Source organism: Rhodococcus sp. MEB032 (assembly GCF_030208925.1).
Lineage (GTDB): Bacteria > Actinomycetota > Actinomycetes > Mycobacteriales > Mycobacteriaceae > Rhodococcus_F > Rhodococcus_F qingshengii.
Genome location: NZ_JARVSY010000001.1, coordinates 20,771 through 41,891, shown reverse-complemented (window position 1 = coordinate 41,891; position 21,121 = coordinate 20,771). Strand labels below are relative to the sequence as shown.

The following is a 21,121-nucleotide window of genomic DNA, read 5'->3' as shown; positions in this document are numbered from 1 at the left end:
AACGTGACGGTCATTTTCCGGTGCCAGACTTGGCTCTGGTCGCCGGCAACGGGTCGACGGCAGGGCAAACACATAGGAGAGTTTCATGAGGCGTCGATTCTTTGCGATATTCGCCCTGATGGGTGCGTTCGGTCTCTTCCTGTCTTCGGTGGCCTCGGCGGACCCGGTCACACGCTCCGTGTCGGGCACCCTTGTCAACTCGTGTAGCGATACTGGCGATCCGGTCGGGATATGGATGGTCGTATGGGATGGCTCGACGCAGATATCCTCGGCCACTGTCGGGGTGGGTGGCGCATACACGATCACGAACGTTCCTCCGGGCAATTACACGGTCAGTCCATACTCGCCGGCTGGATGCGGATCCGTACCCGACAGGACGGCGGTAGATCTGACGACGTCCGACGCGACCGGGATCGACTTCGAGTTGGTGAAGGTGTTCAGCATCGTCGGAACTGTCACTGGGTGTCCGGGTGCCGACGGGGTCGGGGCGTCTGACGTGACGTTGAATCTCCTCGATGCCGGCACGCAAATCGCGACGACAACGACGGATGATTCCGGTGACTACTTCTTTCAGTACAAGCCGGCCAAGGACGGCTATTCCGTAGAAGTGGTTCCCGGCAGCGGATGCGGTGCCGATCCAGCAGTAATTCCGGTGAATCTGAGCACGAATGACGTCACCGGTGTCGACTTCGCGCTCACTGCCGACGGCTGCGATACGGGCAGTTCGTTCGGAAGTGTGGATCTGTCGACGATTTTCGGAAGTCTCGGTAGTTCGGAATTCTGCAGCAGCTGAACACTTGTCCATGAAGGGAGGGCGATCGCCGAGGCGATCGCCCTCCCTTTTCTCGTTTGTTATCAAGGGATTTGCCCTGACATTGCGGAAGGCTGTTTCTAGCGGCAGATGAAGATATCTGTGCCGCATATCGTTACGACGTTCGTATTTGCTGAGATCGGCACAAGCTTGGGGACCAAAGTCATCGAAGTGCGGGTGTAACGGTCTGTTGTGCCACGACGGTATTGAGCAGAGAACGGCAAGCCCGCCAGAGTGATAGCGTCCGAGAGGCTATGTCCGAAATGATTCCGAACTCGACCTAGGAAAACGGTGCGCAGCGATAACAACGGTTCGAATAACGGAGTCCTGGGGAACAACTCCGGAACGACTCAGGGCGACGGCCATTTCGACGCGTCCGACGACGGCTATGCAACGTCGATTCGAACCGTCACCTTCACACCACAATTCGACGAGCCTGCAGCAAAACCGTTGCCCAGTCAGCGGATGCGCCAGCAACGTCGTGAAGAGCCGACCGATTTCCGGACCTCGACGCCCAGACCTATGACCTCCGTCGACGACCTGGACATCATCAAGCGGGCGAAGCGTCCACCCGAACGCGGTTTGGGCAGTGTGTTGTTCAAACTCACCGGGGGTCGGATCAACACCGGGCAGTCGGCTGCCGAACTCGAACACCAGGCTCTCGTGCGCCGTGCCAACCGAACGGTGCGCGGCGTGTACAAGATTGCTTTCATCTCACTCAAGGGTGGAGTGGGGAAAACCACGGCGGCCAAAACTGTCGGTTCGACGTTCGCATCGATCCGTGGGGATCGAATCGTAGCCATCGACGCCAATCCCGACCTGGGGACCCTGGCTGATCGCGAACGACGTGAACATCACCTGACCGTTCGTGATCTGTTGGCCGACGGTGACATTCGTACGTACAGCGATGTTCGTTACTACACCTCGCAAGGCGACAGCCGACTCGAAATCCTTGCGAGTGAGGCAGATCCGGAAACTTCGGAGTCGTTCAACGAGCAGGACTACCTCGATACTCTCCGAATTCTCGAGGTGCATTACAACATCGTCATCACCGACTGTGGCACCGGAATCATGCACTCGGCCATGTACGGAATTCTCGACGAAGCAGATGCCTTGGTTGTCGTCAGCCCGACAGCTCAGGATGGTGCCCGTAGTGCTGCAGCAACGCTCAGTTGGCTGACCAAGCACGGATACGCAGATCTGGTGAGCAGGTCGGTCGTGGCGATCAATTCGACGCGGCCGGGTTCGTCTTCGCTCGACCTCGATCAACTCGAGGACGTTTTCGCTCAGCGTGGAGTGCGAGCGGTCAAGACGTTGCCCTACGACGATCACCTGGGCGAAGGCGGTCCGATCGACTTGAAGTTGTTGAACAAGCGCACGGCACGGGCATATCTGGAACTCGTCGCAGCAATTGCCGATGGTTTCCCGGACTCGGTGGGCAAGCACGCTTCTCGATAGAACGTGCTCGCCACCGAACCTGATCAGCAGGCTCCGGCGTTCAAGGGTGCCGAAGTATCGCGCCGTATCCGTCGGCGAGAACGAGGCGTTCGTCGATCTGTACCAACTCGGTGCCGGTCCCGATTGCGATGTAGGGGAGTACGCGATCGGCGGGCCCGATCAACTCTCCACTGGTGACTTCCTTGTCGTCAGGATCGGTGAGCAGCAGCGTCTCGACCTTGCCCTGTTCGAGGGCGTCGAGGACGCGTGCGGTCCCGTCGATGGAGAGGCCGGAGTCCCGGCCCTGCTCGGCGACGTAGCGTTCGGTTTCCACATCCATTCTGCGCAGTCGCTGCGTGTCGATCAGTTCACGAATCGACTTGGACACCTCGGCGGGTGTCGAACCGACTGAACGCGAACCCTTTTCGACGTCCACCACCCGTAGCGTCGACGGCAAAAGCTGTGCAAAAGCTTTGCGGGATTGTACTTCTCCGATGACAACTACCAGCGCGACCTTGTGTTCACGGGCGAGCGCCGCCGCGCGCTCCACAGCCTGAGTCAGGTTCTTCCGGATATTCTCCTCCACGAGGCTTTGGCTGTCGGTGTATCGCTCCTGACCGCCCACGTGTGCCTTGTGGACCGGGAAGCCGTCTCCGTCTACCGTTTCGCCGTACACGTCACGCCCGCGAGCATCGCGCACGCACAGGTCCGCGCCAGTGTGGTCGACCTTGGCGATGAGGAACGGTTCGGTGTCGTATCCGTGTGCGATCAGTGGAATCAGGTAGGGCAGTTCGCCCAAGGTCGCGATAGTGGAGCCGGCAGGTTCGAGCAGAATATCGTCGATCAGCACTGCCTCGGAAGTGGCGACGATCGCGCGCCCGGCGCGACCTGAGATGCCGTGATGGTTGTCCTTCACCGCGTCCAGTCGTGCGATCAGCGATTCCGATGCTCCCTGTTTCGTGAGTTGATTGCGCATCGAGCGCCATTCGAGTTCGAAGCGCTCGCGCGCATCTTCCCGGTTACGGACGTCTTCGAAGTACACGGAGGCAAACGGGCCGTCACTCGAACCGACCTTCTTCAGTCGCCCAGCATGCATGTCGGCTCCCTTCTGTAGTGGTCCTATGCCGCGTACCCGACAACCGGTGATTCGACACGACCGCTTTCAGTTCGCACGTTTGTTCGACTGCTGGTACTGTCTGTGAACGTGAGGGTGGTGCAGAGGGAAGCCTGCATCACCTTCACGCCAAGAGCCCGGGACCTGCCGCCGACTGCCTTCGGTGGCAGGTCCCGATTCTGCTTACTCGGCGTCGTCAGTGCCCTTCGACCTGTCGGAACTCTTGCGCCAGTGGGTGAATCGTTCCTTGATGTCCGACGCTACATCGCCGACGCCATTCCCCACGGCGCCCACCGCACCGCCCAATCCGCTACCGATGTCGCGCACCATGCGGATCAAAGGGTCCTCCGACTCGTCGAAGTTCTGCTTGTAGGTCTTGGCTGCATTCTTGAACTCGTCGCTGATCTTCGCTCCGTCGTCATCGCCGCGACGGGGGTAGTTTCCGCGCAGAATCGCGGCGTAGTCTCCGCTGTCCACCCACTTCTTGAGCTCGGCGGCGCGAAGCACCGAGAACGGGTGAGAGAGCAGTTCGATGTTGAGGAGCTTGAGTACACCGTCGCGGAGGTCGCCGCTGGCGTCGTACTCGGCGGCCTGGGCAAGAAACGCGTCGATGTCGATTTCACTGACTCGGGATCCGCCCGCCAATTTCATCTGGACGCGAATCGCGGTGTGTACGTCCTGCCCGCACAACAGTCCGGCACGATCACCGGACAGTTCTGACTTGCGCTGCCATTCCATGAGGGCGGCGATGATCGCGCGCAATGCCCACCCGCCGACGGGCAGCCATCCGATGGTTCCGGCCAGTCGCATCAAATGCATCAGGATGGTCCGATACACAGCATGACCGGACAGCGCGTGGCCAAGTTCGTGGCCGATGATGAACCGCTGTTCCTCGTAGTTCATCACGTCCAATAGGCCGGTAGTGACCACCATGAACGGCTTGTCCATGCCGATGGTGAAGGCGTTGACCATCGGGGTCTGGAGTACGAACAGCTCGGGTGTCTCGTCGGCCTGCAGGATGTCGACGCAGTCACGGCGCAGATCGTTCAGGTCGCTGAACTGGCGTTCGTCGACTCGCACCGACGTGGCGAGGTACATGAGGCGGTGCTGACGTTCTTGGAGCAGTCCGGACAGCGTCCGCAGGACAGTGTCGAACCCCCGAAGCGTCCGGAGCGTCACCAATGCAGCCCGATCGGCTGGGTGTTCCCACGCACGCGAGCTGATGTCCGGGAACTCGATTCGGGTGCGATCTGGTGCAGTGGTCATGGTGGCCCCTCACTTCGATGTGTGTCGACTCACCTCCAGGGTAACGACTAGTCGGTTTAGCGTGGATTTCCGGCAGCTCACTCGGTGGGCTGGGGGAGCGTGCAATCGGTGACTTTGGGGTTGACGCCGAAGTAGTTCAGCGGACCCGCGATGACCGTGAGCGCGATGGTCCCGACGCCGGCGCAGTTGGTCGGCGAACTGCTGTAGTAGCCGCGTTGGCCGGCCGCGACGGCCCCGACTATCAGCCAGATCAGAACGATCAGAGTCACAATTCTCATCATGGCGGGCTCGATTCTTCAAATATTATGGTGCCCAGCGAAATACCCGGTCAGAGTGGGTATGAAACGCTCTGCCGACGGGTATCCGCGGTGTATGCGGCTCGAGGCGGGCGTATCCGCCCGAGTGAACGCACTGAAGGAGCTTGTGATGATCATCCTCGGCGTGATCCTGCTGATAATCGGTTTCGTGGTGAACATTCCGATCCTGTGGACGATTGGTGTCGTCTTGCTGGTGATCGGAATCATCCTGTACGCGCTGGGCGCGGCCGGGCACGCCATCGGTGGTCGGCGGCATTACTACTGATCCGTTGTCGGCTCGTCGTGCGTATCCGTGCCAGTCGGCGCGGTCGGTACGGTGCGCTGAACGGCACGCGCAATCAGTTCCCGAAGGCAGACCTGGCGCAGCGTTCGCTGTTGCCAGTCGCTGCCGTTGCCTGTGACTGACTTGAGCTGCAGCGCCGACTCCACGCTCGCGTACTCGCCTCCCTCGTCGAGGGAGTCACGGACATGGATCAGGAGCCGGTGCAACAGTTCGGTGGCTGAAATTCTTTGTGAGGTAATCGGATCGATCGACGCTCCCAGGGCGCCTTCCTTCGCGGACACCCAGGTTGCGAGGCGGAGGCTCTCGAGGGAAATGTTCGGAGCCTCGATGCCCCGGTCTATCGCGCGTAACGCAGTTGCCACCAGAGCCCGTCCAAGGGTTGCAAGTAGCGCTGTGTCCTCTGCTGTCGGCTGAACGTCGCAGACTCGGATCTCGACGGTCGGTAGGTGGCAGGAAGGTCGGATATCCCAGTAGGCCATCCGCTTGTCGAGCATCACGCCGCAATCCACCATCTTCGCAACCGCGGTGTCGAAGTCCCCGGTGGTCTCGAAGTACGGCGGCGGCCCGGCGACTGGCCACCTGGACCATTGGATCGCCCGCCAACTCGCGAAGTCGGTGTCGACTCCTTGGTGGACACGGGAATTGGCGCTCAGTGCCAACAAGGCGGGCAACCAGATGCGCACGTGATTGCAGACCTGCACGGCCTGTACTTGATCAGCGACGCCCACATGTATGTGGCAACCGCAGATGCTTTGTTCGGCAGCGAGGGCGCCGAAGCGTTCGCCCATCCGGCGGTAACGAGGCGAGTCGCTGATCTCGAAACGCGAAGGCCCCGAAAGCGGTGCGCCGACGGCCAACAGCCTGCAGCCGTTCAACTCGGCAGCTTTTGCCGCGAGCCGACGCATGTCGGTCAAGTGGGTTCGGAGTTCGTCGATGCCATGGCACACGGGAGAGTTGGTCTCGACTTGGCAGCGGGACAACTCGAGCTGAAGATCCAAACCCAGTGTCGACGCGGTTTCCGCAACCGCAGCATTGTCGGTGGACGGCAACCAGGAGGTCGGGTCGACGAGGATGAATTCTTCTTCGACGCCGACGGTCGGGGTCGTCGATTCGTGGCGGCCAGCGGTGGATTCGGTCGAGCAGGTGGCGCCCATGCTCGCGTCTACCCGGTCGGTCGAAGGCGGAAACCGACCCGAGGAAGCCCCGTTCTCGTCGGGAGAACGGGGCCTGTGGTCGGCCTTGCCAACATCTCGGAAGCGTCAACGAGTCCTTGCACACCGTATGAATCTGGGGACTGGCGTGCCTGGGAAAACGTACTGTGTCGGACTCGGTAAAACGAGACCCCAAGGCATGTCTCACCCCCTATTTCACCCTCGTGTGGACTTGTCCGCACGCCCTTCGCCGAGTCGCGGATCATGACCTGGCGGCCTGCGGTGGTGCAGTCTCGGTTTATCCGTGGGGCCGCCGTTATCGAGCAGATCCCGAGAATTACGAACCCATCTAAACTAACGTCCAGCATTCGGATGTGACGTTCTGGCGGAGTGTGTGGGTTCGGTGAGTCAACAGATATTTGATCAGTTAATCGCGTGCACAGCATCCGGAGAAGTTGTGGAACTTTCGAACTGGTATTGCGTTTCACCAGCGCAAATCTTCAGTGGTCATGGGTAAAAGTCAGAAGATGGGAGAAAGTGCCTGGGATTGTGTTGCTACCGGTTCGTTATCGCAGACGAATGTCCACTATGTGCGTGGATGACGACTCTTGAAGGCGGGCAAAACTGCGTGTCATCTGTGTCGGAGCTTCCTCTGCCTTTGTGTTCTTGGATTGAGAGTTTCACCAGGAATATCTTTCGTGATCGACGCGCCGGGAAATTTTTCTCAAGATTTACCCACTTGCTAATTGGGGAATTCAGCGGGTTGCAGAAGACTGAAATATTGCGGGTGGGAGCTGTTATTTCCGGTGATTTGCTCATATCTTGCTGAGTGACATATTTGCGACCGAAGTGTCGCGCGGTCGAGAAATAATGCTTTTCATGCTTTACATTGGAAATTGCAAGATGCACGTTTCATCCTCAGTGTTAAACGAAAGGACGAACGCAATGGGTAGCTTGGAAGATTTCGACATCGCGGCACTTCTTCAGAAGGTCATCGCATTCTTCGACGGATTCTCGTCGGACGAGACCGAGCCCCCCACGGGCTAAGACTTAGCGAAGCCGCTGTGCATCCGGATGACACTGGATGTGCAGCGGCTTCTCTGTATCCGGCGCCTTCATCGGCGAAGGCAATGAATCGGCGTGCGTGGTTTCGGCCCGCCACTGGGCACTAACTGGTTGCATCCGTCTGGATCAAGAGCATCGCGTCGTCGACCGGATCGAAGTACAGAGCCGGGTCGGCAACCAGTGCAGCGTCGTCACCATGAGTTTGCATGGTGACAACCCAGGCACGATCGTCGTGTTCCACGTAATAGGCACCCGCGAGGACCCCGATGGAACTGCCGCCCTTGAATCCGCCGTAAGTGAACCATTTCGCGGACTCGTCACTGAGCGCCGGATCCTCGGCGAGAATGTCTCGAACCGGTGCGCCGCTCTCGGTCTTCGCCTTCTCTTGCAACGTGACCAACGCGGCACGCAGGTCGGCAGGCGAGGCGAACCAATCGATGTCGAAAGGCCATGCGGGGGTGGTGAATGCTGACGCCGGGATGTCCACCAGGCCGCCAGGTAGTGCCGCGAGTATCGCTCGACGCTCGTCCGGAGTTCCGTCGCGCCAAGCGATACGTTGTGCGCCTTGGCCATCCCAGCCGAGTTGGAACAGTGCGCGAGTCGGCTTGAGCGGGATGTTGAGCGAAGGATTTGCCATGCCCATCGGGGCGAATTCGGCTTCTACCTGCTCGCGCCCGACAGCAGCGATCAGCATGTCGGTGGCGGTGTTGTCGCTGATCGAGATCATCTTGCCGGCGGTATCTCGGACCGTGACTCCAGTTCCCGATGGCAGGTCCTGCATGGTCCCGCCGGGCATCGATTTGAGGTCGTCGGTGATGGTGAGCTTCTGATCCCAGGAGAGTGTCCCGTTCTGGACGGCCGTCGCGACCGCGCCGAGAACGTACAGCTTGATCGTTGACCCTGTGGGCTGTGGTGAGGTGTCGCCGACATTGAAGACTTCGGCGTTCTTTCCTTCGGTGACCTCGGTGACGGTCAGATTGGTCGGCGCGGGAAGCGCTTTGACAGCTGCCTCGAGTTCTTGCCAAGATGCGGCCGGCACATGAACGTCCTTGGTCGGTGTGATCGCCATTCCGAGGATCAGCCCGTTGCCGTCGACGACGACGTTGACGTCGAACGCACCGCCGGTGGTGCTGGTGATGGAAACTGTGCCGTCGGAGTCGCCTCCCTTGTAATTCACTGTTGTCCAAGGCTGTCCGGCTCGGATGGAGTCGAAGTCCGGAGGTGTCAGGACTACGGGTGCAGTGGGCCCGAAGTGTTCGGCGATTTCTTCCTGGGGCAACGGCGTGCTCGTGTTGAACGCACTGAGAAGCCAGGTGATCTGCTTGCCGACGGAGCTGTCAGGGATCGTGACCGTAGCGGGTGCCGCGGTGGGGGAGGTCTTTGTGCTGTTTTCAGAGGTTTGTGCGGAATCAGTCCCGGAAGTACATGCGGCGAGGGCGAATACCGCTGCGGAGGCAAGTGCTACCAGCGCGAGCGGGCGGCCTTTCCTGCGTGTGTGTTCGAGATTCATGGACCTATTTCATCAGCATCTTCTTCGGCGCGCGTCCGTCTAAGGTGTAGACATACTCAGCCTGAGGTACCGAATCGCTTCATCCTGGAGTACCGTCAACCACTTGTAGTGGTGACACGCGCCTTGCCGCTGGACAAATGGGAGAAAGTCTGCACTCGAAGAACTTTCGTGATGACTGCGAGAGCTAGTTCTTGGTCGCGGCCAAAAAGGACGGTTGCGTTGACAGCGCTGCGATTTCTTCGGGGAGTTCGGGGATCCGACGATCGTACAGTTCTGCCAACTCGACCGAGCTGAAGCGTCGGACAGTCCAATTGTGTTCAGCCAACCACTGGCCCGGATCGGATCGCTTGTCGCTGTAGAACAGTTGCGAAATGTCCAGGTCTCCGAACGGGTCCTTGGCGAAGTACTTGGATCTGATGGCCGCAAGCTTGCTCGGGTCGGTTCCCGCCGGAAAGTCGTTCACCGCCAAGCGACTACCTGTGGCCGAGAGTTCGTCGATCCGCTCGAACAGGGCGTCGTGGGCCGGGCCGGGGAGATAGGCGAGCAGGCCTTCCGCCGACCAGGCCGTGGGTTCGTTCGGGTCGAAACCAGCCTCTTCGAGTGCGGCCGGCCAGTCGTTTCGCAGATCAGTAGCCACAGTGCGTCTATCGGTCTTCGGCTGGGCGTCGTGCGCAGCGAGCACTTCGGCTTTGAACTCCAGCACCTTTGGCTGATCCACTTCGAATACCGTCGATCCTGAGCTCCAATCCAGCCGGTACGCACGCGAATCCAACCCTGCTGCAACGATTACCGCCTGCCTTACTCCGGATTCGGTTGACGACGAGAAGAATTCGTCGAAGAACCTGGTTCGCAACCCCATGAAACCGCCGAAGGGGGTGTCCTCGAGGAGCGTGGGATCTTTCAGAAGAGCTGTGAAATGCGGCTCGGCTGCAGCTTCTACGAACCACGATGCGAACTTGTCTTCGATGATCGCGTCCGGACGGGTGCTCTCCAGTGCTCGGAACGTTGCCACTGCCAGCGCGGTAAGTCCGACGCTACTGACGATGTCCCACGTATCTCCATCGCTCCGCATTGTCTGGGTGTCCTTCCGCTCTTGACGACTGAGCCGAACTCTCTCGACCCTACGCCCGTGTGACCCCTCGTCGCCTGGAACGGAACGGTCGGACTTGGAGCAGCAAATACACGCTGACCGGATCGAAAAATTCTGCAGTGCAAGGCGTTCGGTTCGAATCAGCATCCTGCCAGGAATTTGCCAGGTCAGTGCCAGTGAGCGGCAAGGATGCAGGACTTCACTGGGGTGTGCCTCAGGGCTGAGAGAGAGCCTCGAGAATCCTTCGGGCAGGGGATTGATCGTGGCATGACCATCCGCCGGAACCACTTCGTGGGACCGTTCGGTTCCAGTTGATCTCTCGGACCGCACAACGAATGTCCCGTCGAGAAAGAGAGATGTGAGCCCATGTTGCAGGAAGGCTCGCTGGATGTATTGGCCGCCGCGGCGCGGAGCGGTAGCCGTGAGTCCATGGCCAGTTTGTATGCGGCGTTTCGTCCGATGGTTGTGCTGCGGTGCCGCGCCGAGCTTGATCAGGCCGTTTCCGATTCCGCCGCGGATGCCGCGTGCGTCGCCGTTCTCACGGCAGTGTGCGACGGATCGGAGACGTATCAGCCTTTTCTACGCGTGCTGTACGCGAGTACAAGCATCGCGATTGCTCGGGCGGCATCCGACGGGTTCAGCGGTGGATCGCTCCCGCCTCCGACAACGCTCCCGGTTGTCGAACGCGATGTCCTGGTGTTGCGGCTGATCGTCGGGCTCGATACAAAGGCGACCGCAACGTCGCTTGCCCGTACGACAGACGAGGAGTCACTCAACCTGCATCGGGCGCTGCAGCGACTGCGAAAGTTGTCTTCTCCGAATGCAATCAGAGAGAGTTTGGTATTCACCTGAGGGCGTTCGGAATGCGCAGATTCGGGCGGGAACGGATCCCTGCCTTACTGGCCGGCGATGTATTCGATCGACGGGCCGGCAGTCCAACCGCCGTCGACGGCGATCTCGGAACCCGTTGTGTACGAGGCATCGTCGGAAAGCAGGTAGGTGACCGCGCCGACCAACTCCTCCGGGCGACCGACACGGCGATACGGATTGTTGGGGAATGCGCCCTCTTCGAGGCTGATACCCGTCGGTGCAGTCATGGGCGTCAGGACCATGCCGGGGTGAACCGAGTTGACCCGGATCTTGTCGCGGCCGAGTTCGACGGCGGCGATCTTGCTCAGCCCACGCACGCCCCACTTGGCTGCGCCGTAACCGCTGGTCAGGGCCATGCCCATCAGGCCGGCGGCCGAGGAGATGTTCACGATGGATCCGCCGCCGGCTGCCTTCATGAACGGCACCACCGTGTGGATACCGGTGTGCACGGACACCAGGTTGATCTGGATGATGCGCTGGAACGTCTCGAGTGGTTCCTCGGCGACTGTCTGGCCGGACGCCGAGATTCCGGCGTTGTTGACCAAACCGTTGATCGCGCCGAACTCGGATACCGCGTACTCGGCGGCGGACTTCCAAGACGCTGGATCGGTGACGTCGAGGTGAACGTAACGCGCTGCGTCGCCGAGAGATTCGGCCACTGCTCGACCGTCGTCGTCGAGTAGGTCGCCGATGACGACGCGGCCGTTGCCCGCGACGATGCCGCGGGCAAACGCCTCGCCCAGGCCGCGTGCGCCGCCGGTGACGAGAACGATTTTTCCGGAGAGATCCTGAGTCATGATTGTTCCTTACCTGTTGGTGTTGCGAGATATGGCTTCGAGAACGCCCCGAGCGCGCGGGTGATGGCCTCGGGTGCGGGCGTCCGGAGGTCTGCCATCTCACGCAGTGCGGCGACTACCGCAAGTGTTGCCTGGCCCGAAGCCGCTGTGGTGTCGAGCGAGGTTTCCGGACGGTCGATCAGGCGTGCGACTTCTGGGCGAATCAGTTCCATCGTCTCGAAAGTTGCTGATTCCCAAACTCTCCGGAGTGCCGCATCACCGAAGATGATGGGCATCAGTGATCGGGTCATCGGCTCGAAGGACTCGCCGACCGATGCGATAAAGGCATTCTTCACAGCCGCTGCGAGCCCGAATTCGCGGGCTTGCGCGCTGAGTGCCGTGGCCAGACTGCGGTTTCCCTCGTCGAGCATCGGCCAGATGCTCTCCTCTTTGGTGGCGAAGCAACGGTAGAACGTTCGCTCGGAGATTTCTGCCCGCTCGGCGAGCTCCGCGATGGTCGTCGAAGTGTCGCCGCGTTCGACGAAAGCGGCAGCACAACTCTGCGAGACGCGGAGAAGTAGTGCAGTGCGGCGGGCTGTTGCCATATCCGCACTGTACCAAAAGTGGCAGAAACTGCCACAAATGGTGTCGGCCGGTCAGCCGACGTTACCTTCGATTCCGGAAACCTCCTGCTCAACTGCGTTCTTGAGGTTCAGGAGCGTCTTGCGGATGTTGCCGCGCTGAAAGTCGGCGAAGGTCTTTCCTCCGGTGGCAATTTTGTCGAACATGTCGGCGGTGAAGTCCGGCCAGCCGCGCCTGTCGTCGGTCCACGTTTCGGTAACTCGGGTTCCGTCGGGCACCGGCGAGAATCGGTACTGCCAGGTTGCGATAGAGGCGGGGATCCGGGGAGTACCGAGGCCGATCTTGTGAACACGGAATTCGAAGAGCTTCCCGGCCTCGGCAGCGGTGACTGTGCATCGCGTGGTCCACTGCGCGCGCCCACGCTTGTTGTGCCCGTCGAACTCCATGCCCAGGAAAGCGCTTTCGCGGTCTCCCCGCAAGGTTGCGCCTATGTTTTCGGGACTCCAGGCACCCATACGAGTGGGATCGCTGATGACCTCGTAGAGGGAAAGCGCGTGGGAGCTGACGACGATGCTGTCGGAGACGGTAAGTTCGCGAGCCATTTCGGTTTCAGGTTCTTTCTGTCGAGCGTGTGTGAGGTGTGAGTATGACGATCGGTGGTTTCGCGAACAAGATGCGGACGTGGCGGATGAACCGTCGAACTGATCGGCGTTGAACTACAGGTGCGGTTTCAGTTGGATCTTGACCGCGCCTTCCTGCTTCTTCTGGAAGATCTCGTAGGCGTGTGGCGCCTCATCGAGCGGCAGCTGATGGGTGGAAAAGGTGTCGACGCCGAGTGGGTCGTCGTCAGTGAGCAGGGGCATGATGTCCTCTACCCACTTCTTGACGTTCGCCTGGCCCATCCTGAGCTGAATCTGCTTGTCGAACATGGTCATCAGCGGCAGCGGATCGACCATTCCGCCGTAGACACCGATCAAAGAAATGGTTCCGCCGCGCCGAACGATGTCGATGGCCGAATAGACAGCGCCAAGGCGATCGATTCCTGCGTTACGCATCGCAGGCGCGGCAAGAGCATCGGGAAGGAGTCCGACGAACTGCTGCGCGAGCTTTCCGATCGGAGACCCGTGCGCTTCCATACCGACAGCGTCGATCACCGAATCGGTTCCGCGGCCGTTTGTCGCGTCTCTGATGGCATCGCCGATCTTGCTGCCGTAGTCGTCCAGGTTGAGGGTCTCGATACCGCGTTCGGCAAGGCGCGCAAGGCGTTCGGGTACACGGTCCACACCGATTACTCGAAACCCCTTGTGGTGGGCGATACGAGCCGCCATGTCACCGATCGGTCCGAGGCCGAGGATTGTCACGGACCCACCCGGCGGAATGTCGGCGTATTCGACCGACTGCCAAGCGGTGGGGAGCACGTCGGAGAGGTAGACGAATCGCGAATCCGCGGGACCTTCGGGAACTTTGATGTGTGTGAAATGTGCTTGCGGTACTCGGAGGTACTCAGCCTGCCCGCCGGGCACCGAGCCGTAGAGCTCGGAGAAGCCGAACAATGCTGCGCCCGTTCCCTGATCGCGGACCTGCGTCGTCTCGCACTGTGTGTAGAGGCTCGAATCGCACATGAAACAGTTGCCACACGAGATCTGGAACGGAATCACGACGCGGTCACCTATCTCGAGATTCGTGACTTCCGAACCGACTTCTTCGACGATTCCCATCGGTTCATGGCCGAGAATGTCGCCGGCATTCATGAACGCACCCAGAGTCTCGTACAGGTGCAGATCGGATCCGCAGATATTCGTCGTGGTGACCTTGATGATTGCGTCGGTGGGTTCGACGATCTTCGGGTCCGGAACCGTATCGACGCTTACTTTCCGTTTGCCTTGCCAAGTCACTGCGCGCACTGGGATCGACCTCTCATCGTGGAAATGCTGTTCGCAGTCACCTGCCCGAAAGCACTGAAATGCAAACAAAATCGGTGAGGGTTGCGAGAAGTCCTGAGCGCGTTAGATTGAGATGGAGCTGGGTCCCGGTCTCTTTGCGCCGGCTCCAGGACCGAGACGACGAGATGATGAGGACGATCGCATGACCGACAAAGACGACAACGACCAGTCGCCCAAGGGCGGGCACCCAGGACCCGTGGACAAGGGCGGCGACGGCGGAATGGCAACGCGAGAACAGGCGCCTGAACTGGTCGAGGAGACCTCCGACGAGAAGTCTGACGACGAGTAGTTTCCTTTTACTCCGCGTTGGGTAACAACGGGGATAGGCCGCATCGGACCGTCCCGGAATCAATGCGGGCGAGGTTCTTCGAGGTTGAGCAGCCAGCCACGGGAACCGCCTTAAGCAGATCCCTCAACCCTGTTGTCATTCAACCCTGTAACAGCACGTGATCGAATCGGGTCCGCAGTAGTGTCGGGACCCGGAAGTCGTCAAGCGTTCGAACTATCAACTGTTCGGCAACATCCCGGAGTTTCACGTTGGTCTCTTGAGAACGCCACACGAGGATGTCGAAGGCGCGATCGGCCGAAATGCCGTAGATCACCATGAGCATGCCTTTGGCTTGCTCGATTACTCCGCGAGAAGCGGTGATTTCGTTGACCAGCACGTCGACAGACGCTTTCACCGTACTGTCGAGGGTTTCGGTGACGTCGATGTAGAAGCCTGAGCTGCCGACCACGGCACCCGACTCGTCCACGACGCTGTCGCCGACGACGATTACCGAGTGAGTGTCCCCTGCAGTGTCGATGATGCGGTGGCGGCTGCTGAACGGTCCGCCTGAAGTGCGGATGGCGTGCAGTGTTTGAGCAACGTGTCTTCGGTCGTCGGGATGCTTGTGCGAGAGCATCAATTCTGTCGTCGGAGCTACTTGGTCGGGTTCGTATCCGTGAATCCGTGCAACTTCGTCCGACCACTCCCACCGATCGCCGTTGCGGTGATAGAGAAAGCCGCCCACCCGGTGTGGAGCCCCCGATCCTGACGTTCGCCCCAACCCGTCCTCGTTCACCACACACGCCCCCTCGTTCTCGACCTCGTCCCAACCGGCGTACTCGCCAGTTAGTTATATCGGACAAATCCGGCGGAGGTGGTGTCGGTCCCATATTTCGGAGCATCGTCTGGATCGCTACCGCATGGGTCGGGGAAACCGGCCCTCAGAGTACTTGGCGACAGTCCCACGTCACTCGCGGTTGAAACAGTGTTGCCGCTGTGTCCATTCGGTGATCGCCGCCGCGATGGCCGCAGGCTGATCCTCGGGGGCGAGATGTCCTGCGGGACCGCACTGTTCCACCTCGAGATTTGCGATATTCGATCGGCTCCACGTGACTTCGTCAGGTCCGATCATGAGAAGTTCTGCGGGGCCGCTGAAGGTGAGAAGAAGTTTGGGTACGTCGGTGCTTTCTGCGAGCCAATCGCTGTACGCCGCCACACGTGCATTCACGTCACCGGGAGTTCCTTCGATGGGGAAGGATCGTGGCCACTCGAGAAGGGGTCGGCGACTCTCTCGTGACGGATAAGGGGAGCGATAGGCCTCGGCATCGGTTTCGGTCATTTCACCGAGAACCGTTCTGTGAAGCGCTATTTCGAGAAAGAAGTTCTCGTCGAGTACCTTCGTCTCTCCTGTGTCGGAGTCCCTCAGAGCTTCCACCCGTGCCCGTGCCTCTCCCGGGAAGTGTTCGTCCCAGGTCATCGGACGAAGGATCGTTTCGAAGAAGGCCACACCTCGGACGCGATCGGGGTGGCGGGCAGCCCAGTCCAGTGCAAGTGCCCCGCCCCAGTCGTGTCCGACGAGTACGACGTCGTCGAGTTCCATCTGGTCGAACCAGGCGTCGAGGTAGCGGGCGGTGTCGAGGAAGCCGTAGTTGATTGGCGGTTTGCCTGACCGCCCCATTCCGATGAGGTCAGGGGCAAGTGCACGGCCCAGATTTCCTATCTGCGGCAGGATGTTTCGCCACAAGTGCGAGGATGTGGGGTTTCCGTGGATGAGTACGAAGGGTGGTCCTTCACCGCGCGAGCGGTAGGCCATGGTCGAGTCGAGCACGGGAATTGTGGGCATTGCGACTCCTCAAATAGTTTCCATATACTCTAATTGAGATAGTAGCCATGTATTCTATTTGTATGCAAGATCGAGAAACATGGACGACAGGGTCGCTGGTGTGGCACCTTGGCTTGCGCTGGCGGGCGGGGGTTGACCGAGCGATCGCGCACCTGGGGTTGACTCACGCCCAGTATTCAGTGCTCGCGTCTCTGCATGGTCTGGTGAGTGCGGGGGAGAGGCCGAGTCAGCGAGAACTCTCAGCGCACACAGGATTGCAGCGAATCTACATATCCAAGCTCGTGCGAGCGTTGGAGAAGAGCGGGTTTGTTGTCAGTGAACGCGATAGTCGCGATGCGCGAGCCGTTCGCCTCGATCTCAGTGACGAGGGCAAACGAGTCATAGAGCTCGCTAAAGACATTGTCCGCCAATTGGATGCAAAGAATACGGAAGTGCTGACGAAAACCGGAGGGCGGGAACTCGCCGAGCTCCACCGCGCCCTTGACGCGTTACTCGACGCCACCGAAGCAGGAGATGGATAATGCGCCGGTCCGCTTCGTGGCGCAACCGAAGGCGATCGTGTGCGGACCCGGTCCACAGGACGTTCGTTGGGGGAGCGACGGAAGCGTCGATCCCCCAACGAGCCCTATTGTCTAGCTGTCGATCGTCACGGTGTCACGTTGATCGGTGTGGCCGATGCGAACTGCAGTGTGCCCGACATTGTTGCCGTCCCAGTGGCTGCGGCGGGGCAGACGGGTCCGGTGCCGGTGCGTGTGTAGTTCACGGTGCCGGTGTTGCTTGCCACGACGCGCTGGTTGGGAATATCGAATGGCAGCGGTCCGACAGTGCTGGCCCCGACGGTGACTGTGCACGTGGATCCGGGCATCGTTACGACTGCGCCTCCTGCAGGAATGACCAGGGATCCCTGAGCCGATCCGGTGTCTGCCGAGACGTTCAATAGCCACGAGCCGGAGGTGGTGACCACAGCGGGTAGGCCGTTAGCCTTGCACCCGGTCAGGCTGGGGGTGCCGATATTGACGTTGACTCCGCCGGTGCCGGTGTTGGAATTACCCGGCGCGGATGGGATGGTCCCGGAGCCCGTCGTACTGGAGCAGGTAAGTGTGATCGTTCCTGTCTTGATACTGAGATTGCTGCTCGAAGCAGTCACGGTTTGACCCGCTGGAGTGACGACGGTCGAAGCCAGAGCGGTGCCGGCTGCGACTGCAATCGCGGCTGCGGCGGCAGCTGTGACGATGGTGGTGCGGCGAACTGCATGGGTCATCGATATCTCCTTGTTGTCGGTGATACTTCGTGAGTCGCCGGTGCTTGCTCTACTGCGTCCGCAGGCTGTCGGCGCCGATGTTGAACACATCGCTTGTGGTGGTCAACGAGTTGTGACCACTCGAAGACGGAACGTTGGCGCGAAGATTGACTGCCCAATTCAATGCGCCGAACAGTCCACATCCAGATGCGCCCGGTACCGCGAACGTCTGGTCGGCGTGCGTCACGTTTCTGACGGCGGCGGTATCCGGAAATCCTGGAACTTCCTCCAGGACACCATTCTCGGACACTCCGAGTTTGAACATGATCGGGTTGCTCGCAGAACCCAGATAGCAGTTGCCGCCCAGCAAGGGGTTGGAGATCTTCAATCTTGCCGGAAGTGTGACACCGAGTTGGAATGCGTCGACTGTTGGCAACGCGACCGGTTCGACTGTTGCCTTGATGGTGGTCAAGCCGCCGGGGAACGGTATACCGAGCCCGAAGATTCCTCCTGGTACCTCGATGGGGCTGGAATAGACGCCTTTGGTGCCGTCAGTGGGAGGAATGAAGATCTGGTCGAACCCGAATTCTGCGTCGGGGTTCTCGCGATAGGCGACACCGCCGGCGATATTCAACGAGCCGGAAGGAATCGGTACTTTGAGCCCGTTGATGTTCATTTCGCCGCCTTTGACGACGACGTCGACACAGGTGCTTGTCTCCGGATTGGCTATCGGGCATTTTCCCCAGCCCCCGAACGGCGCATTGGGCAGCGGGGCCGCCGTCGCGGTTGACACCGCCCCGAGAGCGAGGACTCCCGCTGCGACGACGGCGAGCGCGGCTCTGAATCGTATTGTGCGCATGGACAAGTGAGCTCCGTTCGAAGTGAGAAATCTTTCGGTGCTGACGGCTTCGGCTGGGAGTGAGTTGGATTGCTAGTTGGCACTACGTTCGGCAACGACGGCAGCGGGTTCGGGTGAGCCTGCCGGCTGGGGCCTGAGGCTGTCGGCACCGATGTTGTAGACGTCACTCGTCGTGGCGAGGGAGTTGGACGTGGTGGACGAGGGAAGCCCGGCGCGCCAGTTGACGATTGGATTCAGAACGCCGAACGGGCCACACCCGGAAGCTGTCGGGACCGCGAAGGGCTGTCCGGTGTGCCCGGTGTTTCGAACGACGGCAGTATCCGGGAAACCTGGAACCTCTTCGAGGACACCGTATTCGGTCACATCCAAGTTGAGTTGGACGGGGTTGTTGTCCGAGCCCAGGTAGCATTTGCCGCCGAGGAGAGGGTTCGCGATCTTCAATTTGACGGGTAGCTTCACACCAAGCTGAAATGCATCCACGGTGGGGAGTGCAGACGTCGACTCTACGGTGGCCGAAGCCTTGTTCAGTCCGAAGAGATTGTTGAATGGCAGGTCGATTCCGAGTGCGCCCCCGGGGATGTCGATGGGTTTGGCGTAGATCCCCCGACTGTTGTCGTTCGGCGGGATGAATACTTGGTCGAATCCGAATTCAGCCTCTGGATTCTCCCGGTATGCAACTCCGCCCGCGATGCGCATCGCCCCGGCGGGAATGCTGACGGAAAGCTTGCCGATCTTCATGTTTCCGCCGGTGACCGTGACGTCCATACAGGTGCTGGTCTCGGGATTGTCGATCGGACATGAATCCCAACCGCCGAAGGGGATCTCCGCTGCCGGGGCGGCTCCTGCAATGCTTGCTGACAAGCTTCCCACCGCAGCGGCGGTGGCGAACACAGTTGCGGTGGCGAGTGCGCCGAAAAGCCCACGCGACGTCGAACGTCGGGACATGTATTTCTCCTTTGGGTACAACCGACCAGTCGGGATTGTGATGATGAGTGACGGTAGTCACGTGTGACTTGGATGTACAGACAATTTGAAACAATTCCGACAAAAGTATTACTGCGATCGCCTCCGCTACTACTTGTGGCTGTGAGGATTGAAATTTGTTGCAGTGCTCTGTGTCTCGTCATTCACCCGCGAATCGCTGTGAGGTGCTTCGACCCGAAAGGCGTTCGTCGACGGGAATATCGGACTCCTGTCGAAATCGAGGTGGCAATGTTTTGTCGGAGTCGCCAATGAGGGAAGTCAGGGCGAGTAACTTTGTCGAACAGCGGCTGATCGGTACTCCGGGCAGCCGCCCGAGAGAACGGATCGCCATGACGCTGATGCTGCCGCTCGACTCGATGTTCCTTCTGATGGAGTCACGGGAGCATCCCATGCACGTCGGTGGCCTGTCGCTTTTCGTTCCGCCGGAAGGGGACGACGGCGAATTCGCAAGATCGCTCTACCGTTCGCTCACCGACGTCGACTCGATTCGCCCACTCTTTCGCCGCAAGCCGGTGCAGTTCTTGTCGAACTTCGCGCCGGTGCGTTGGACGGAGGACGAGGACGTCGATCTCGAATATCACGTCCGGTTGCTCGCGCTGCCCAAGCCGGGGCGAGTCCGCGAGTTGCTCGAGCTGACCTCCATGCTCCACGGCACGCTGCTCGATCGGCATCGGCCGCTGTGGGAGGCGTACGTGATCGAAGGTCTCGCCGACGGCCGAGTTGCCGTGTACATGAAGACGCACCACGCGCTCATGGATGGTGTGTCTGCTGTTCAGGCGTGGTACCGCAGCCTCTCGTCGGACCCGCTCGATCGAGAATCGATGCCTCCGTGGGCGCAGCGACCTTCTTCGGGGCGGGTTCGTGCCGGTCGCGGGCTGGACCTGCAGAGGCGGGTGGGCTCCGTGATCGAGACCGTGCAAGATGTGGTCGGGGTCGGCCCTGCGATAGTGAACGCCGCTGCCTCGGCAGTGAAGGACCACGTCGCACCGTTGCCGTTTGCTGCCCCGAAATCTATCTTCAACGTCCCGATCACCGGAGCGAGGCGTGTCGCCGCGCAGTCGTGGCCGATCGAGCGCCTGCGCAAGGTCAGCTGCGTTGCAGACGTGACGCTCAACGATGCGGTGTTGGCAATGTGCGCGGGTGCGCTACGGCGATACCTGATCGAACTGGACGAGTTGCCGGACAAACCGTTGATCGCGATGGTGCCGGTATCCCTTCGCAAAGGTGAAGAGGGTGAGGCTTCCGGCAATGCCGTAGGTGCGGTGTTGTGTGATCTGGCAACCGAATTGGCAGATCCGGCGGCCCGACTTCAGAGAGTTCACGACTCGATGAGTAGCGCCAAGTCTCTGATGTCGGGCCTGACGCCCCTGCAGATCACGGCGCTCAGTGCATTGAACGTCGCGGGTCTCGGGCTGCCGCTGATCCCTGGTTCATCCCGACTGATCACTGGGCGTCCAGTCTTCAATCTGGTGATCTCCAACGTCCCCGGCCCGACAACGACGCGCTATTGGAATGGCGCGAAGCTCGAGAGCTGTTACCCGGCATCGATTCCGTTGGACGGGCAGGCGATGAACATCACCGTCATCGGCTACGCGGACACCATGCAGTTCGGGCTCGTCGGCTGCCGCCGCAATGTTCCGCACTTGCAGCGGCTCCTCGGCCATCTCGAGGAATCCTTGAGTGAGCTCGAAGCCGCCGCAGGTTGAATGCGT

General features: G+C 60.3%; 22 protein-coding genes. 7 read left to right on the top strand and 15 right to left on the bottom strand.

Annotation, left to right across the window (positions count from 1 at the left end; translation table 11 throughout):
• The first annotated feature begins 85 nt into the window (after positions 1-85).
• A complete protein-coding gene (locus QRN54_RS00225; RefSeq protein WP_003945876.1) occupies positions 86-793 on the top strand; it encodes a hypothetical protein in 708 nt (235 codons plus the stop codon).
• Between the two features lie 309 nt (positions 794-1,102).
• Complete coding sequence (locus tag QRN54_RS00220) at positions 1,103-2,269, top strand: MinD/ParA family ATP-binding protein (protein WP_003945525.1); 1,167 nt, start codon at positions 1,103-1,105, stop codon at positions 2,267-2,269.
• A 40-nt stretch (positions 2,270-2,309) separates the two neighbouring features.
• Here the strand turns inward: QRN54_RS00220 and QRN54_RS00215 are convergent, their stop codons facing one another.
• From QRN54_RS00215 to QRN54_RS00205, 3 genes are all read right to left on the bottom strand, one after another.
• Complete coding sequence (locus QRN54_RS00215) at positions 2,310-3,344, bottom strand: baeRF2 domain-containing protein (protein WP_285181413.1); 1,035 nt, start codon at positions 3,342-3,344, stop codon at positions 2,310-2,312.
• 201 nt (positions 3,345-3,545) lie between these two features.
• A complete protein-coding gene (locus QRN54_RS00210) occupies positions 3,546-4,628 on the bottom strand; it encodes a M48 family metallopeptidase (protein ID WP_042452503.1) in 1,083 nt (360 codons plus the stop codon).
• A 77-nt stretch (positions 4,629-4,705) separates the two neighbouring features.
• On the bottom strand, positions 4,706-4,909 hold the full coding sequence (locus tag QRN54_RS00205) for a hypothetical protein (RefSeq protein ID WP_003945456.1): 204 nt from the start codon (positions 4,907-4,909) through the stop codon (positions 4,706-4,708).
• Between the two features lie 145 nt (positions 4,910-5,054).
• Between QRN54_RS00205 and QRN54_RS00200 the strand changes: the two genes are divergently transcribed.
• Positions 5,055-5,210: a DUF6131 family protein gene (locus QRN54_RS00200; RefSeq protein WP_003945912.1), complete on the top strand. Its 156-nt coding sequence runs from the start codon at positions 5,055-5,057 to the stop codon at positions 5,208-5,210.
• Here the strand turns inward: QRN54_RS00200 and QRN54_RS00195 are convergent.
• The 3 genes from QRN54_RS00195 to QRN54_RS00185 form a co-directional block, all read right to left on the bottom strand.
• Positions 5,204-6,382 carry a carboxylate-amine ligase gene (locus QRN54_RS00195; RefSeq protein WP_165639138.1) on the bottom strand — a complete coding sequence of 393 codons (1,179 nt, stop codon included), beginning with the start codon at positions 6,380-6,382 and terminating at the stop codon, positions 5,204-5,206. The two genes, QRN54_RS00200 and QRN54_RS00195, sit on opposite strands and share 7 nt — an antisense overlap.
• Before the next feature lie 1,165 nt (positions 6,383-7,547).
• The gene (locus tag QRN54_RS00190) at positions 7,548-8,954 is read right to left on the bottom strand and encodes a serine hydrolase (RefSeq protein ID WP_285181412.1); all 1,407 of its coding nucleotides are present in this window, start codon (positions 8,952-8,954) and stop codon (positions 7,548-7,550) included.
• A gap of 184 nt (positions 8,955-9,138) precedes the next feature.
• A complete protein-coding gene (locus tag QRN54_RS00185; RefSeq protein WP_285181411.1) occupies positions 9,139-10,026 on the bottom strand; it encodes a class I SAM-dependent methyltransferase in 888 nt (295 codons plus the stop codon).
• A 384-nt stretch (positions 10,027-10,410) separates the two neighbouring features.
• Between QRN54_RS00185 and QRN54_RS00180 the strand changes: the two genes are divergently transcribed.
• Complete coding sequence (locus tag QRN54_RS00180; protein ID WP_285181410.1) at positions 10,411-10,896, top strand: RNA polymerase subunit sigma; 486 nt, start codon at positions 10,411-10,413, stop codon at positions 10,894-10,896.
• Positions 10,897-10,940: 44 nt separating this feature from the next.
• Here the strand turns inward: QRN54_RS00180 and QRN54_RS00175 are convergent, their stop codons facing one another.
• The 4 genes from QRN54_RS00175 to QRN54_RS00160 form a co-directional block, all read right to left on the bottom strand.
• Entirely contained in the window at positions 10,941-11,711 is a 771-nt protein-coding gene (locus tag QRN54_RS00175; protein WP_003945779.1) for a glucose 1-dehydrogenase, read from the bottom strand.
• On the bottom strand, positions 11,708-12,295 hold the full coding sequence (locus QRN54_RS00170; RefSeq protein ID WP_007734655.1) for a TetR/AcrR family transcriptional regulator: 588 nt from the start codon (positions 12,293-12,295) through the stop codon (positions 11,708-11,710). The genes QRN54_RS00175 and QRN54_RS00170 overlap by 4 nt, the downstream gene beginning before the upstream one ends.
• Before the next feature lie 51 nt (positions 12,296-12,346).
• Positions 12,347-12,874 (bottom strand): SRPBCC family protein, encoded by a 528-nt coding sequence (locus tag QRN54_RS00165; RefSeq protein WP_285181409.1) that lies wholly within the window; start codon positions 12,872-12,874, stop codon positions 12,347-12,349.
• Between the two features lie 114 nt (positions 12,875-12,988).
• The gene (locus QRN54_RS00160; protein WP_064688498.1) at positions 12,989-14,176 is read right to left on the bottom strand and encodes a zinc-dependent alcohol dehydrogenase; all 1,188 of its coding nucleotides are present in this window, start codon (positions 14,174-14,176) and stop codon (positions 12,989-12,991) included.
• 181 nt (positions 14,177-14,357) lie between these two features.
• Here QRN54_RS00160 and QRN54_RS00155 point away from each other — a divergent pair, with 181 nt between their 5' ends.
• Positions 14,358-14,504, top strand: a complete 147-nt coding sequence (locus tag QRN54_RS00155; protein WP_003945804.1) for a hypothetical protein — start codon at positions 14,358-14,360, stop codon at positions 14,502-14,504.
• A gap of 139 nt (positions 14,505-14,643) precedes the next feature.
• Here QRN54_RS00155 and QRN54_RS00150 read toward each other — a convergent pair whose 3' ends face one another.
• Both QRN54_RS00150 and QRN54_RS00145 read right to left on the bottom strand, forming a co-directional pair.
• A complete protein-coding gene (locus tag QRN54_RS00150; protein ID WP_037132380.1) occupies positions 14,644-15,282 on the bottom strand; it encodes a PAS and ANTAR domain-containing protein in 639 nt (212 codons plus the stop codon).
• 168 nt (positions 15,283-15,450) lie between these two features.
• The gene (locus QRN54_RS00145; RefSeq protein WP_054827312.1) at positions 15,451-16,326 is read right to left on the bottom strand and encodes a haloalkane dehalogenase; all 876 of its coding nucleotides are present in this window, start codon (positions 16,324-16,326) and stop codon (positions 15,451-15,453) included.
• Between the two features lie 47 nt (positions 16,327-16,373).
• On the opposite strand from QRN54_RS00145, the gene QRN54_RS33560 reads away from it, so the two are divergent.
• On the top strand, positions 16,374-16,847 hold the full coding sequence (locus QRN54_RS33560; RefSeq protein ID WP_350318864.1) for a MarR family winged helix-turn-helix transcriptional regulator: 474 nt from the start codon (positions 16,374-16,376) through the stop codon (positions 16,845-16,847).
• Positions 16,848-16,972: 125 nt separating this feature from the next.
• Here QRN54_RS33560 and QRN54_RS00140 read toward each other — a convergent pair whose 3' ends face one another.
• The 3 genes from QRN54_RS00140 to QRN54_RS00130 form a co-directional block, all read right to left on the bottom strand.
• Positions 16,973-17,587 carry a hypothetical protein gene (locus tag QRN54_RS00140; protein WP_285181408.1) on the bottom strand — a complete coding sequence of 205 codons (615 nt, stop codon included), beginning with the start codon at positions 17,585-17,587 and terminating at the stop codon, positions 16,973-16,975.
• 49 nt (positions 17,588-17,636) lie between these two features.
• Positions 17,637-18,425, bottom strand: coding sequence for a hypothetical protein (locus QRN54_RS00135; protein WP_081557453.1), 789 nt, complete (start codon positions 18,423-18,425; stop codon positions 17,637-17,639).
• 72 nt (positions 18,426-18,497) lie between these two features.
• Positions 18,498-19,370 (bottom strand): hypothetical protein, encoded by an 873-nt coding sequence (locus QRN54_RS00130; protein WP_007734676.1) that lies wholly within the window; start codon positions 19,368-19,370, stop codon positions 18,498-18,500.
• A gap of 368 nt (positions 19,371-19,738) precedes the next feature.
• Between QRN54_RS00130 and QRN54_RS00125 the strand changes: the two genes are divergently transcribed.
• A complete protein-coding gene (locus QRN54_RS00125) occupies positions 19,739-21,115 on the top strand; it encodes a WS/DGAT/MGAT family O-acyltransferase (protein ID WP_063314924.1) in 1,377 nt (458 codons plus the stop codon).
• Positions 21,116-21,121: the final 6 nt, after the last annotated feature.

Bases quoted from the DNA above. Each gene is read 5' to 3' on its own strand.
- QRN54_RS00225 (WP_003945876.1), top strand. From the start codon at position 86: ATGAGGCGTCGATTCTTTGCGATATTCGCCCTGATGGGTGCGTTCGGT.
- QRN54_RS00215 (WP_285181413.1), bottom strand. From the start codon at position 3,344: ATGCATGCTGGGCGACTGAAGAAGGTCGGTTCGAGTGACGGCCCGTTT.
- QRN54_RS00210 (WP_042452503.1), bottom strand. From the start codon at position 4,628: ATGACCACTGCACCAGATCGCACCCGAATCGAGTTCCCGGACATCAGC.
- QRN54_RS00205 (WP_003945456.1), bottom strand. From the start codon at position 4,909: ATGATGAGAATTGTGACTCTGATCGTTCTGATCTGGCTGATAGTCGGG.
- QRN54_RS00200 (WP_003945912.1), top strand. From the start codon at position 5,055: ATGATCATCCTCGGCGTGATCCTGCTGATAATCGGTTTCGTGGTGAAC.
- QRN54_RS00195 (WP_165639138.1), bottom strand. From the start codon at position 6,382: ATGGGCGCCACCTGCTCGACCGAATCCACCGCTGGCCGCCACGAATCG.
- QRN54_RS00190 (WP_285181412.1), bottom strand. From the start codon at position 8,954: ATGAATCTCGAACACACACGCAGGAAAGGCCGCCCGCTCGCGCTGGTA.
- QRN54_RS00185 (WP_285181411.1), bottom strand. From the start codon at position 10,026: ATGCGGAGCGATGGAGATACGTGGGACATCGTCAGTAGCGTCGGACTT.
- QRN54_RS00180 (WP_285181410.1), top strand. From the start codon at position 10,411: ATGTTGCAGGAAGGCTCGCTGGATGTATTGGCCGCCGCGGCGCGGAGC.
- QRN54_RS00175 (WP_003945779.1), bottom strand. From the start codon at position 11,711: ATGACTCAGGATCTCTCCGGAAAAATCGTTCTCGTCACCGGCGGCGCA.
- QRN54_RS00170 (WP_007734655.1), bottom strand. From the start codon at position 12,295: ATGGCAACAGCCCGCCGCACTGCACTACTTCTCCGCGTCTCGCAGAGT.
- QRN54_RS00165 (WP_285181409.1), bottom strand. From the start codon at position 12,874: ATGGCTCGCGAACTTACCGTCTCCGACAGCATCGTCGTCAGCTCCCAC.
- QRN54_RS00155 (WP_003945804.1), top strand. From the start codon at position 14,358: ATGACCGACAAAGACGACAACGACCAGTCGCCCAAGGGCGGGCACCCA.
- QRN54_RS00145 (WP_054827312.1), bottom strand. From the start codon at position 16,326: ATGCCCACAATTCCCGTGCTCGACTCGACCATGGCCTACCGCTCGCGC.
- QRN54_RS33560 (WP_350318864.1), top strand. From the start codon at position 16,374: ATGTATTCTATTTGTATGCAAGATCGAGAAACATGGACGACAGGGTCG.
- QRN54_RS00140 (WP_285181408.1), bottom strand. From the start codon at position 17,587: ATGACCCATGCAGTTCGCCGCACCACCATCGTCACAGCTGCCGCCGCA.
- QRN54_RS00135 (WP_081557453.1), bottom strand. From the start codon at position 18,425: ATGCGCACAATACGATTCAGAGCCGCGCTCGCCGTCGTCGCAGCGGGA.
- QRN54_RS00130 (WP_007734676.1), bottom strand. From the start codon at position 19,370: ATGTCCCGACGTTCGACGTCGCGTGGGCTTTTCGGCGCACTCGCCACC.
- QRN54_RS00125 (WP_063314924.1), top strand. From the start codon at position 19,739: ATGACGCTGATGCTGCCGCTCGACTCGATGTTCCTTCTGATGGAGTCA.